At 42.0% G+C, this 12,300-nt stretch carries 12 protein-coding genes; 6 read left to right on the top strand and 6 right to left on the bottom strand.

Annotated features, from left to right (window positions below; translation table 11 throughout):
- The first annotated feature begins 140 nt into the window (after positions 1 to 140).
- Positions 141 to 1,106 carry a DnaJ C-terminal domain-containing protein gene (locus tag CDC37_RS04055; RefSeq protein ID WP_096620605.1) on the top strand — a complete coding sequence of 322 codons (966 nt, stop codon included), beginning with the start codon at positions 141 to 143 and terminating at the stop codon, positions 1,104 to 1,106.
- Positions 1,107 to 1,576: 470 nt separating this feature from the next.
- Here CDC37_RS04055 and CDC37_RS04050 read toward each other — a convergent pair whose 3' ends face one another.
- Both CDC37_RS04050 and CDC37_RS04045 read right to left on the bottom strand, forming a co-directional pair.
- Positions 1,577 to 2,419: a prohibitin family protein gene (locus tag CDC37_RS04050; RefSeq protein WP_096620604.1), complete on the bottom strand. Its 843-nt coding sequence runs from the start codon at positions 2,417 to 2,419 to the stop codon at positions 1,577 to 1,579.
- Between the two features lie 243 nt (positions 2,420 to 2,662).
- Positions 2,663 to 3,046: a hypothetical protein gene (locus CDC37_RS04045; RefSeq protein ID WP_096620603.1), complete on the bottom strand. Its 384-nt coding sequence runs from the start codon at positions 3,044 to 3,046 to the stop codon at positions 2,663 to 2,665.
- 344 nt (positions 3,047 to 3,390) lie between these two features.
- Between CDC37_RS04045 and CDC37_RS04040 the strand changes: the two genes are divergently transcribed.
- Entirely contained in the window at positions 3,391 to 4,242 is an 852-nt protein-coding gene (locus CDC37_RS04040; RefSeq protein WP_096625896.1) for a 3'(2'),5'-bisphosphate nucleotidase CysQ family protein, read from the top strand.
- A gap of 17 nt (positions 4,243 to 4,259) precedes the next feature.
- Here the strand turns inward: CDC37_RS04040 and trpB are convergent, their stop codons facing one another.
- On the bottom strand, positions 4,260 to 5,495 hold the full coding sequence (trpB, locus tag CDC37_RS04035; RefSeq protein ID WP_096620602.1) for a tryptophan synthase subunit beta: 1,236 nt from the start codon (positions 5,493 to 5,495) through the stop codon (positions 4,260 to 4,262).
- Between the two features lie 116 nt (positions 5,496 to 5,611).
- Here trpB and CDC37_RS04030 point away from each other — a divergent pair, with 116 nt between their 5' ends.
- The 3 genes from CDC37_RS04030 to CDC37_RS04020 are packed head-to-tail and all read left to right on the top strand — an operon-like array spanning position 5,612 to position 7,718.
- Entirely contained in the window at positions 5,612 to 5,854 is a 243-nt protein-coding gene (locus CDC37_RS04030) for a DUF4351 domain-containing protein (protein WP_442861062.1), read from the top strand.
- Positions 5,855 to 5,883: 29 nt separating this feature from the next.
- Positions 5,884 to 6,786, top strand: a complete 903-nt coding sequence (locus CDC37_RS04025; protein WP_096620600.1) for an Rpn family recombination-promoting nuclease/putative transposase — start codon at positions 5,884 to 5,886, stop codon at positions 6,784 to 6,786.
- 29 nt (positions 6,787 to 6,815) lie between these two features.
- Positions 6,816 to 7,718: an Rpn family recombination-promoting nuclease/putative transposase gene (locus CDC37_RS04020; protein WP_096620599.1), complete on the top strand. Its 903-nt coding sequence runs from the start codon at positions 6,816 to 6,818 to the stop codon at positions 7,716 to 7,718.
- A 3-nt stretch (positions 7,719 to 7,721) separates the two neighbouring features.
- Here CDC37_RS04020 and CDC37_RS04015 read toward each other — a convergent pair whose 3' ends face one another.
- Entirely contained in the window at positions 7,722 to 9,083 is a 1,362-nt protein-coding gene (locus tag CDC37_RS04015; RefSeq protein ID WP_096620598.1) for a gluconeogenesis factor YvcK family protein, read from the bottom strand.
- 316 nt (positions 9,084 to 9,399) lie between these two features.
- Between CDC37_RS04015 and ruvC the strand changes: the two genes are divergently transcribed.
- A complete protein-coding gene (gene ruvC, locus CDC37_RS04010) occupies positions 9,400 to 9,891 on the top strand; it encodes a crossover junction endodeoxyribonuclease RuvC (RefSeq protein WP_096620597.1) in 492 nt (163 codons plus the stop codon).
- Positions 9,892 to 10,107: 216 nt separating this feature from the next.
- On the opposite strand, the gene CDC37_RS04005 is transcribed toward ruvC, so the two are convergent.
- Entirely contained in the window at positions 10,108 to 11,238 is a 1,131-nt protein-coding gene (locus tag CDC37_RS04005; RefSeq protein WP_096620596.1) for a tetratricopeptide repeat protein, read from the bottom strand.
- A gap of 59 nt (positions 11,239 to 11,297) precedes the next feature.
- A complete protein-coding gene (locus CDC37_RS04000) occupies positions 11,298 to 11,945 on the bottom strand; it encodes an RNA polymerase sigma factor (protein ID WP_096620595.1) in 648 nt (215 codons plus the stop codon).
- Positions 11,946 to 12,300: the final 355 nt, after the last annotated feature.

Below are 12,300 nucleotides of genomic sequence, written 5' to 3'. Positions count from 1 at the left end.
ATTATTGTCACAGATTTGTTACAGATAATAGTCATATAACTCTGCCGCAGCAGAATTACTGACGTTGCCATGCAATATGACTACCTTTAATCTTAAATCTCAAATCCCAAATCTCAAATCTCAAATCCACCCACTTGGCTATGCAGCAAAACTTGCGGAACTATCGCGATTACTACGGAATTTTAGGAGTATCAAAAGACGCGTCGAACGAAGAAATCAAAAAAGTTTATCGACGTTTAGCAAGGCAGTATCACCCAGACTTGAATCCTGGTAATAAAGCTGCTGAGGAAAAATTTAAAGATATTAACGAAGCTTACGACGTTCTCTCGGATGAAAGCAAAAGAGCTAAATACGACGAGTACAGTCGTTATTGGAACGCAAATAACAAAAATACCCGTAAACCTTGGGGTGGAAATGGGTCAAATCGCAGTCAAGGAAACACTACGGTAGATCCTAGCGAATATAATGATTTTGATAGCTTCCTCAACCAAGTTATCGGTGTCGGAGCAAGACGCAATCCTACCCCCACAAATACCGATCCATTCCGTACTCCCCGTAGCAAAGTTGCCTATACCCCCAATACTCCCCGCAACAACAAACGGGATATTGAAGCCAGGTTAACAATTCCCTTAGAAAAAGCCTATAAAGGGGGATTAGAAAGAATTCGTCTAGAAGATGGACGTTCCCTAGAAGTAAATATGCCACCAGCAATGGTTTCTGGACAAACAATTCGTCTACGTGACCAGGGAATTAATGGTGGTGATTTATACTTAAAAATTACCGTTGAACCCCATCCGCGATTTAAATTAGAAGGAGCAAACATTTTTTGTCAAGTAGCAGTCACCCCCGCAGAAGCAGTATTAGGGGGACAAATCGAAGCACCCACCTTGGATGGATTAGTCAAAATGACCATTCCCCCTGGAGTGCGGACAGGACAACGATTTCGCTTGGCGAATAAAGGATATCCCACAGAAGGAGGTAAAAGGGGAGATCAACTAGTGGAAATTCAAATTGTCACCCCAAAAACCATTACACCCGAAGAACGGGAATTGTACGAGAAACTACGCAGCATCGAAAGTTTTAAACCCCGTGCTGATTTAATATAAGGTGATACACCCAGCCTAAAGCCTCCAACTTCTCGCCATGATATAATCCCTTGCATCGGGTTCGTAATTTGTAATTAGGGTCTGCTTTTAGCGTGTAAGCACACTAGCAAAAGTCTTTGAGCAGGGTTTAGGGTATATGAATAGGAATCCGACTTGAATCTTGCTAGGTATGTCGATAAATAAAGCATTGTCCGATAAGCATCGGGGTAATTAGAGCTTTCAGAAATCAAATTATGATTCCCTCTGATTCCTATATATACTTCGCATCCTGAAATATTTCCCTTTTATTTTGTTGACAGGTGACAGTCAACAATTAACGTTTAACTACTACAAACTACGTAGCTTGCTTCCCGCGTAGCAGGTATTACAAATTACGTACGCGAAGCGTTGCCGCAGGCTATTACGAACTACGAATTACGAATTACAAATTACGAATTACAAATTACGAACTACGAATTACATCCAGCTTTCTAACTCTTTCCTGGATTCAGATTGAACAAAAAAGGAACACCGCTTGTAGACTCATTCCCAATTACCAAAACATTAGGCATTTGCGCACCACCACTTTTCCAAGCTTCGATCGCTTCCTTTTGTAACACTAATTCTCCCCCCTGTGCTTTCAGGGTTTCTGCTAATAACCGTTGTGCTTCAGCTTTACCTTTAGCTCGGTTGATATCTGCCTGTGCTTCCTGTTCAGCTTCCCTCGCTACATATACAGCTCTTTGAGCTTTCTGTTCCGCTATTTGTTTTTCTTCCACAGCCTTGGCAAATTCCGGTGAAAATGTTAAGTCAACAACACTAGTATCAAGAATAACTATCCCGTATTTATCCAAGCGTTGACCCAATGCACTGTCAAAATCTTCTTTGAGTTCGCTTCTTTTGGTAATTGCTTCTTCCACAGTCCTTTTAGCCGCAGCGATTTTAAAAGATTCTTGAGTTTGAGGTGCAATAATTTTAGCAACCACATTCTCTAAGGTTCCCTGTTTTCTGCGTACATCAACCACCTGATTCGCATCGAGACGGAAATTAATCGCAAATCGAGCGGAAATATTTTGCAAATCTTTAGTCGAACTTTCTGCCGGAACCTCAAATTTTTGTACAGTTAAATCATATAAATCCACCACCGAAATAAAAGGTGGTTTGAGATGAATTCCTTCTAGTAAAACATTATCTTTGGCTTTACCTAAAACACTCAAAACCCCAGCTTGACCGGGATTAATAATAATAAAGGAATTTAGAATTAAAATTGTCACCAATCCAATCAAAATTCCCAATATTGTTGTTGGTAAGCTCGATAATTGCGGATTTCTCATCTTGACGTTTACCTATTGCTGTAAAGATATGGCTACGCCATCATGGTAATCTCACTTACCTACCAGCACAAGGTTGTGGTCAATTGAATTTGTCGTCAGAATACATTTTCTAGGCGTTGCTGAATTAGGATATGAATTATATTTAGATACATTTTGTATTAAAACCAAAACTGTAGTAGTAGACGTAGCATTGCTACGTCTACTACTACAACGATGATTAACGGCAAAACCTAACCTAATTAATTATCTCTGATTAGAACGTTCTAAATCTTGTAAATTCAATTGTAACTGCATTCCCTCATTCCAGTCAGAATTTGATTGCGCTGGCTGTAACATAAAGGGTGTATCCGGTGACGACAGGGAGTCACTATCTGTAATTGTGATTACCTTGGAATTAGTAGAACTAGTATTTTCACCTGCAGAATTTGAATCCATCGTCACCCCAAAAAATTGGGAAAAATCATCCTCTGCGGTGCGACTATTAATGCCGTCGAACAAAGCATTACTTGATGCGGGAGGGTTTACTGGAAGCAGGTTTTGACGATTTATGGACTGAGCAAAACTGACAACAGGTGTTACGCTCACTACAGTTGTTGCTCCAATCACCGCAAATATCGTGACCTTCATAATTTGCTACCAAATGAGAATTGGATTTGCCACCTATTATACAAAGTGAAGTTGGAATGAAGCCATTTTTTCGTCAGGGAATAATTACCTAAAACTATCCCTAAACCGATTCAGGCTGGTATTATCGTCGAGTGTCGCCGGAATATGGGAAAGTCATAATTGTTTACAATCAATCTAGACTTGGTTTCCCGATACCAAAATGAATACATAAATTTGGAAATCCTGATTTAAACTAAATACCGGTTCAAAAATATTTGCAACACTTCCAGAATATGAGACGCAATATATTGCGTCTCTACAAACAAAATTCATCTGTCCCAGTCTTATTTAAAATTGGTATCAAAATGTCAAAACTCAACCAAATCTTAGAAATTACCCGTACAGTTGCTTGGGGTGCTGCGGATATTTTGCGATCGCATTATCGCGGTAATCAGGAAAAGCTGGATATCCAGTATAAATCTGGGAATGATCCGGTGACAGTTGCTGATATCGCCGTTAGTAATTACATTATTCAGGGTTTGCAAGCCCAGTTAGGCAATGATGATTTTGGCTATATTAGTGAAGAAACCTACAATGGTCAACCCTCACCTCAAGAATATGTTTGGGTCATTGATCCTCTGGATGGGACACGGAATTTTATTCAAAAAACTGGTGAATACGCCATTCATATTGCCCTAGTCCATCAACATCGTCCCGTTTTGGCTGTAGTTGCAACTCCAGAAGCCGAAAAAATCTACCATGCAACCCTTGGTGGTGGAACCTATGTGGAATATCGTCATGGGAAAAAAGAAAAACTACAGGTGAATCCAACTCGCAACTTGGAGGATTTAATTCTCCTAGTTAGTCGTTCCCATCGTAGCGAACCCCTCGATTACATACTTCAACACCTACCCTGTCAAAATCAACAAAATGTCGGTAGTGTCGGCTGTAAAATTGCCATCATCGTTGAAGGTAAGGCTGATGCCTATATTTCCCTTTCCAGTAAATCCGCACCCAAGGATTGGGATATTGCCGCACCAGAACTAATTTTAGCGGAAGCTGGTGGTAAATATACTAGCTATGACGGCTCTACTTTGGTGTATAACACCGATGATATTAATAAATGGGGTGGGTTTGTAGCCAGTAACGGCAAGTATCATTCAGAACTTTGCCATCAAGCAGCAAATTTACTTGCCCAATGGCATGGGCAAGAGTAGTATAAATCACATATTATCTACATTTGCAGATGCTTAATTACCGACTGCACATCCTTATCACCCCGTCCAGAACAGTTGATGACGATACGGGGACTACCAGTTAACTGGGGACACAAAGTTTCTAAATAGGCGATCGCATGGGAAGTTTCCAAAGCTGGGATAATCCCCTCTAAGCGTGATAGTAACTGTAAGGCTTTCAAAGCCTGCTCATCGGTGACACTGTAATATTCAGCCCTTCCCGTCTCCATTAGGTAGCTATGTTCTGGACCTACCCCCGGATAGTCCAAACCTGCACTAATGGAATGGGCTTCTATTACCTGTCCATCCTCATCCTGTAACAAATAACTCATCGCCCCATGCAACACCCCCACTCGCCCTTTAGTTAAAGTTGCCGCATGTTTATCCGTATTTACACCATGTCCAGCCGCTTCCACCCCAATTAATCGCACCGATGGTTCCGGGATAAACTCATGAAAAATCCCCATTGCATTGGAACCACCACCCACACAAGCCATGACAATATCCGGTAAACCTCCCCACTTTTCCATTGCTTGAGCGCGGGTTTCCTCACCAATCACCGCATGGAAATCCCGCACAATCATTGGGTAGGGATGGGGTCCAGCCACGGAACCAAGGATATAATGGGTTGTCTCCACATTTGTCACCCAATCCCGAATTGCTTCCGATGTCGCATCCTTGAGGGTTCCCGTCCCCGCTTCCACCGGATGTACTTCAGCCCCCATCAACCGCATCCGAAACACGTTTAAGGCTTGACGTTCCATATCTTGAACGCCCATAAAAATGACACACTGTAAGCCAAAGCGAGCGCAAACGGTAGCGGTCGCAACACCGTGTTGACCGGCTCCAGTTTCGGCGATAATCCTTTGTTTACCCATGCGTTTTGCCAGTAACACCTGACCCAGGGCATTATTTATTTTGTGAGCGCCAGTATGATTTAAATCTTCCCTTTTTAAGTAAATTTGCGGTCCAGTGCCATCAGGACGACCATAATGAGCAGTTAAACGTTCCGCAAAGTATAAAGGAGTAGCTCGACCCACATAATCCCGTAAAAGTTGTTGTAATTCCGTTTGAAAATCCTGGTCATAGCGATATTTTTGGTATGCTGCTTCCAACTCGGTTAATGCTGGCATTAAAGTTTCCGGTACATATTTACCACCAAACTTACCGAATCGTCCTTGAGCATCGGGAAGTTGGGATGTGGTCAATTTAGGAGAAATTGGAGTTGCAGTCATGACGAAACCTGGAATTTATTGAACGGAATAATTTTAATTATAGGCATTTTATAGTACACAAGCTCCCAGGCTTGATATACAAGTTTGAAGGTAAGAGTCAAAGGGAGGTAGAACAAATGTTGGGAATTATACTCAAAGAAGCACGGGTTTATCGGGAAATTAAGGAAGAAGGACGGAAAGCAGAAGCGTGTCAGCTAATTACGCGTCTACTAACCCGACGGGTAGGAGAACTACCACAACCAGTGCGATCGCAAGTTGAATCCCTTTCCCTGGAGGAATTAGAAAATCTTGGTGAAGCATTGCTTGATTTTACTAGCATGGCTGATTTAGATGCATGGTTAGCAGCACTTAACCCTTAAAATGGTGAAGCTGCTATTTTCCAACCTGAATGCGTCGAGATTCGATATTTTACAAATTATTTCAGCAATCTCCCAGTTTATTATTCGCCCTGTTAACAAATCCACCTGCGAATGCAGACGAGTACATATTTGATTCGGTAGCAGTTAAAGAAGCAAAATTTGAAATCGATGGTGTATTTCTACCACCGCAAACCGAAAATCCAGGTGTGGTGTATTTCTGTGAGGTGCAATTTCAGAAGGACGAAAGACTATACGAAAGGGTATTTGCCGAATCCTATCTCTACTTTTATCGCAACCGTGACAGATTCAGCAATTTGCAAATCGTCATCATTTACCCATCCCGTAGCTTAGAACAAACAGATATTAGTCCTTACCAAAGTCAACTCAACAGTCCCCAGGTACATCGGATATATCTGGATGAACTCGGAGATATTCGTTCGTTACCCGTATGGGTAGGATTAATGGTGTTGACTACAATTGATGAAGAACAAGCAACAGAAGAAGCAAGGAATTTATTAACAAGGAGTCAACAGGAAGTACCTCCAGCAGAAAATCGTGCCATCATAGAGCTAATTACCACAATCATGGTGTACAAGTTTGAAGGTAAGAGTCAAAGGGAGGTAGAACAAATGTTGGGAATTACACTCAAAGAAACACAGGTTTATCGGGAAATTAAGGAAGAAGGACGGAAAGAAGGAAGGGAAGAGGGAAAGGAAGAAGGAAGAAAAGAGGGAAGAAAAGAGGGACGAAAAGTAGAAGCGTGTCAACTTATAATGCGTCAATTAACCCGACGAGTAGGAGAACTACCACAACCAGTGCGATCGCAAGTTGAATCCCTTTCCCTGGAAAAATTAGAAAATCTCGGTGAAGCATTGCTTGATTTTACTAGCATGGCTGATTTAGACGCATGGTTAGCAGCACTTAACCCTTAAAATAGTGAAGCTGCTATTTTCCAACCTGAATGCGTCGAGATTCGATATTTTACAAATTATTTCAGCAATCTCCCAGTTTATTATTCGCCCTGTTAACAAATCCACCTGCGAATGCAGACGAGTACATATTTGATTCGGTAGCAGTTAAAGAAGCAAAATTTGAAATCGATGGTGTATTTCTACCACCGCAAACCGAAAATCCAGGTGTGGTGTATTTCTGTGAGGTGCAATTTCAGAAGGACGAAAGACTATACGAAAGGGTATTTGCCGAATCCTATCTCTACTTTTATCGCAACCGTGACAGATTCAGCAATTTGCAAATCGTCATCATTTACCCATCCCGTAGCTTAGAACAAACAGATATTAGTCCTTACCAGAGTCAACTCAACAGTCCCCAGGTACATCGGATATATCTGGATGAACTCGGAGATATTCGTTCGTTACCCGTATGGGTAGGATTGATGGTATTGACAACCCTAGAAGAAAATCGTGCGACCGCAGAAGCAAGGAATTTATTAACAAGGAGTCAACAGGAAGTACCTCCAGCAGAAAATCGTGCCATCATAGAACTAATTACCACAATCATGGTGTACAAGTTTGAAGGTAAGAGTCAAAGGGAGGTAGAACAAATGTTGGGAATTACACTCAAAGAAACACAGGTTTATCGGGAAATTAAGGAAGAAGGACGGAAAGAAGGAATAAAAGAAGGAGAACAACGAGGAGAGCAACGAGGAGAACAGCGAGGACGGAAAGCGGAAGCGTGTCAGCTAATTACGCGTCTACTAACCCGACGGGTAGGAGAACTACCACAACCAGTGCGATCACAAGTTGAATCCCTTTCCCTAGAACAATTAGAAAACCTCGGTGAAGCATTGCTTGACTTTACCAGCATGGCTGATTTAGATGCATGGTTAGCAGCACTTAACCCTTAAAATTTAGATTTTAGCCCCACTATACCAACGCATGAGAACCTTCGCAAGGCGATGATGGTCGTGACGAACACATTGCTGTTCATCCTCCGACATCACATTAGCCATCACAATGCGTCGATTCAATTTGACCACCTCTTCTCGGTCAAGATAAACGGGATGGGATTTTTGTTGAGCATAGCGGATTAAAGCACGAGCAGAGGGTGATTTTTTGTGGACTAGAACTGCATTAAATAGGGGACGACCACAGGCTTTATCAATGGCGCGAATATGGTCAGACACAGTATAACCTTGGGTTTCACCCGGTTGGGTCATAATGTTACAGACATAAATACAGGGTGCAGGTGATTGGGCGATCGCATCGGCAATATCTTTCACTAGCAGATTGGGAATTACACTGGTATAAAGACTACCTGGTCCCATAATAATATAATCTGCATCTTTAATTGCCCGTACTGCTGCTGGTAAACCAGGTGGATTTGCTGGAGTACAACCAATATTGACTATTCTTCCCCCTGCTTTGGGAATATTCGATTCTCCTTGAATAAATCGACCATCGTCCAATTCAGCCCAAAGGGTGACATCTGCTAATGTAGCCGGTAATACCTGACCCCTAATTGCTAAAACCCGCGAACTTGCTGCTACCGCCCGTTCTAAATCACCCGTAATTTCACTTAAGGCAGTCAAAAATAAATTACCAAAACTGTGACCAGTTAATCCATCTCCTGCACTAAAACGATATTGGAATAACTCCGTCAGTAATTTTTCCTCATCCGCTAAGGCTGCTAAACAGTTGCGAATATCACCGGGTGGCAATACCCCTATTTCTCGCCGTAATCTACCGGATGAACCCCCATCATCGGCAACGGTGACAATGGCTGTAATATTAGCTGTGTAGTGTTTTAAACCCCGTAACAGGGTAGATAGACCCGTTCCACCGCCAATTACGACAATTTTTGGTCCTCGATATAAACGACGATGGGCCATTAACACATCAACTAATTCCTTTTCTCCTTGGGGACGAATCGCTTCCGTAATTGAGTTCACAGTCCGTGACTGTCCCCAGAGTAGAAGTAGTAAACCACACAACATTACCACTGGCCCACTGATGTAGTAGGGTATAGTCTCAGTGAGAGTACCTAAAAAATTACGCAGAAGTTGGATAGTTCGATAAATTGGTGTTAACTGAATTGAAATTGCAAACCCTAAAATCACAAATAGGACTCCAGTCACACTGATCAATAACCAGCGTTTAACGTATAGACCAGGAGATAGCCATTTAAACCATTGATTGACACGATGGGGGGTGCGACGCTGGGATTGGGACTGCAATGCGTTTAAAGCTTGTTTGAGGAAACCAATTGACATATTAACATTCAAAGAGCCGAACTCTGAAAATAATGTTTTACAAGGAATTTACACGCTTTTATCGGAATACTGGGTACAGAACTATGAGATTTTATAATTGCCATTTGACTTATAACAGTTCGTTAACGGTCTCAGCAAATATTTGTATCTGGAATCGAAAGGGAGTGGGGAGCTACAACCACAAGCGACAACTCGAACAACCTCAAAATACCAGGTGGTGTTAGTCAATGGTGAGTAGTTTATATATTTACCTAGCTTTTGTTCTCTGGGTGGACTACGACTTAAAGTTGTAAAAATTAGCAATACTCTTGAATTGATGGAAAAACGAATTTTAGGAATAGACCCAGGATTCGCTATTTTAGGCTTCGGGGCCATAAACGGTCAGGTTTCACAACAATCTTTACAATCCCCACCCGTAAATATGCTGGATTTCGGTGTGATTACCACTCCTAAAGATATGGATATGGGACAACGTTTGCGTGTATTGTATGATGATTTACATGAACTGATAAAAGAATTTCAGCCTGATTTGGTCGCCATTGAAAAATTGTTTTTTTATCGGATGGGTAACACCATTTTGGTGGCTCAAGCCAGAGGGGTAATTATGTTAGTTTTGGCACAGCATAATGTCACCTACGTGGAGTATACACCAGCCCAAATCAAACAAGCACTCACGGGCTACGGTAATGCGGAAAAATTGGAAGTCCAGGAAGCTGTTGCCAGGGAATTGGCATTGTCGGAAATACCTACCCCTGATGACGCGGCTGATGCACTGGCAGTGGCTTTGACGGCTTGGTATCAAATTTAATAATGTAGATTTTAGAGATGATTATCTACTGTCACAGACATCTGTCCACTCTTCGAGAAGCATCACCCCAGTTCTCACCCTGACTATGGCAGAAAAGAAAAAATACTCCGTCTGTAATTGCTTTTAAATATACGTGGTTGCAGTTGTTTCACCAGGATGAATATGGGAAAAATTAGAGACGTGATATGTCACGTCTCTAGGGGAAAATGAATCTAACTAACCGCGTCGATTGCGAATTTGGGTAATTCGGTCTAGAAGTTGAACTTCTTTTTTGCTATCTTGCAGGTTACGGGCGATAATTGCGGCTCGTTCATAAAAATTGCGAGCTGTTTGGTATTTCCCTAAACGTTCGTAGGTACGAGCGTAGGATTCAAAGGAAAGCAGTTGTTCGGGTAAATTCTGCATTTGCTTGGCTAGGTTTAGGCGTTGTGCTAGTAATTCAAAAGCCCGTTCGTACCGTTCCACTGAAACATGAGCAGCAACTAATCCATCAATGGAACGTAATTCATTAATGCGATCGCGACTGGCATTTGCTAATCTTAAAGCTCTTCCATAGGCTGCAATCGTATTTTGATAATCTCCGGTGGCAAAATAGGCATCACCTAGATTATTGTAGGTGTTAGCTTCCCCTAGGGGGTCACGCACCTGACGACGGTAGGTTAAAGCTGTTTCATAGAACTTGATGGCTTTGTTGTATTCACCGAGACGAGCTGCTGCTAATCCTAAATTACTCCAGGATAAACCCTGTCCCTCAGCACTTTTAATCCGATTGGCAATTTGTAAAGCCTCCGCAAATGCATCCCGTGCAGCCAAATCCGCATCACCCTGCTGCAAGAGGAATGTACCAATATTATTTAAAGCAAACACCTGCTGCTGCAAATCTCCCGTATCCCTGGCAATTCCCAAGCGTCTACGGATGGCATTTTCTGCTTCCTTATGTCTTCCTAAAGCCACATAGGCTCTACCCATCAACTCATAGGTCAAACCCTGCGATCGCAGGTCGCCCTGATGGTGATATACTTCTAGGGCGGGTAATAGGGCATCTAGGGCCTTACTCGGTGTATTCGCCCGTAAATATTCCTCGGCGATACGAACCCTTTGATCTGCCCAATCCCTGGTTTCCCGACCCATCCAAGGTGAAGTAAAAGGGGTATTGCGAATCGAATTCGGTTGGTGTAACTGTCGTGTTAAGTCGGTTGCGGATACCCCTGGAGGAGTTGCTAAACCCCCCAGCAATATCAATAATCCCCAGGCAGATAAAATCCGGGAATTACCAGTCAAATTGCCCACAGCAAGCACAAAACTAAGCAAATTCTTTTGCCCTGGTACTAATTTTTGGTGTTTCATAAAAAATATCCCGTCGGGGACGGTTTTAAAAAAAATATTTTACAAACTTGATGGTATACCTACGTATTTCCACCAACAGAAGCAGGCAGCAAATTTTCACCCAAATAGATAGCACGTATATCCGTTGGTAATTGCTCCTCAAGCATACGATAGCCTTCCTTCAGCAAATTGGCTACCTGGTTTGGGTCAATTTTTTCACCTTCTGCCTGTAGGTATGCAGCAATTCGCGTTTCGCTCCAATGGAAAGTTTGGGACATCAGTACCATCAATCGCAAAATCGGTGGTAACTGATCCAAAGCTTGTTCTACATAACACCAAAAAGGTGGAGATGTGGCTTGCAGAGAATAATGAATCGCTTCGGTGGGAGGCACTTCCAATTGATTGATACAATAGGCGGTCATATTAATCAGCCAATTTTGCAAAGTCAGACTTTCCTGTCCAGCAGGAATTGCCGCTAAATTCACACTCGCTAACTCGTTATAAATATGCCTCCAAGTTAAGGCAAACAGATAATCAGCCTGTACAGGCGATCGCGCTGAATGTCGAATTAATGTGTAGACAATCGGACTGTAACGGCAAAAAATCGCCGTAAAATACTTACCAGCGTTGGGATGTTTTTGAAACAATTCCAACAACTCCTGGTCGCTATGGTGAAATAGGGACTTGACAAGGGGATGGTTAGCTTCAGCAAAATGAGGAATTTGCACGACGTTCAATCTTTAAATATCCAGATATTGATTACAAACAAATGAAAATTAAACTTTGTCTAGCCTGATTGCTCAGGGAATCGGTGATAGTTAGAATCAAAACAGTACAGGAAACAGCCAATTCAGATTGGACTGTACCCGGATTTCTCACAGGTAAGCTATAAGTTTTGCAGTCAAGGATTAATTTTCCTTCTACAGACTATCCCTACTCCCTTTAGGTTTGAGAAACTTGTGAGAAATACAGGTGTAGATTATAAGTAATTGGTACACTAAAACAATCGACTTAAATACTAAACTAAAAAACTTGAGTCCGAAATCGTCTCAATTATGATTTTTTGTATACAAACCTCAATTG

Source organism: Calothrix sp. NIES-3974, assembly GCF_002368395.1.
GTDB lineage: Bacteria > Cyanobacteriota > Cyanobacteriia > Cyanobacteriales > Nostocaceae > NIES-3974.
Note: the sequence above shows the minus strand (reverse complement) of the source record. Positions and strands in the feature narration are given on the sequence as shown.

Bases quoted from the DNA above. Each gene is read 5' to 3' on its own strand.
- CDC37_RS04055 (WP_096620605.1), top strand. From the start codon at position 141: ATGCAGCAAAACTTGCGGAACTATCGCGATTACTACGGAATTTTAGGA.
- CDC37_RS04050 (WP_096620604.1), bottom strand. From the start codon at position 2,419: ATGAGAAATCCGCAATTATCGAGCTTACCAACAACAATATTGGGAATT.
- CDC37_RS04045 (WP_096620603.1), bottom strand. From the start codon at position 3,046: ATGAAGGTCACGATATTTGCGGTGATTGGAGCAACAACTGTAGTGAGC.
- CDC37_RS04040 (WP_096625896.1), top strand. From the start codon at position 3,391: ATGTCAAAACTCAACCAAATCTTAGAAATTACCCGTACAGTTGCTTGG.
- trpB (WP_096620602.1), bottom strand. From the start codon at position 5,495: ATGACTGCAACTCCAATTTCTCCTAAATTGACCACATCCCAACTTCCC.
- CDC37_RS04030 (WP_442861062.1), top strand. From the start codon at position 5,612: ATGTTGGGAATTATACTCAAAGAAGCACGGGTTTATCGGGAAATTAAG.
- CDC37_RS04025 (WP_096620600.1), top strand. From the start codon at position 5,884: ATGCGTCGAGATTCGATATTTTACAAATTATTTCAGCAATCTCCCAGT.
- CDC37_RS04020 (WP_096620599.1), top strand. From the start codon at position 6,816: ATGCGTCGAGATTCGATATTTTACAAATTATTTCAGCAATCTCCCAGT.
- CDC37_RS04015 (WP_096620598.1), bottom strand. From the start codon at position 9,083: ATGTCAATTGGTTTCCTCAAACAAGCTTTAAACGCATTGCAGTCCCAA.
- ruvC (WP_096620597.1), top strand. From the start codon at position 9,400: ATGGAAAAACGAATTTTAGGAATAGACCCAGGATTCGCTATTTTAGGC.
- CDC37_RS04005 (WP_096620596.1), bottom strand. From the start codon at position 11,238: ATGAAACACCAAAAATTAGTACCAGGGCAAAAGAATTTGCTTAGTTTT.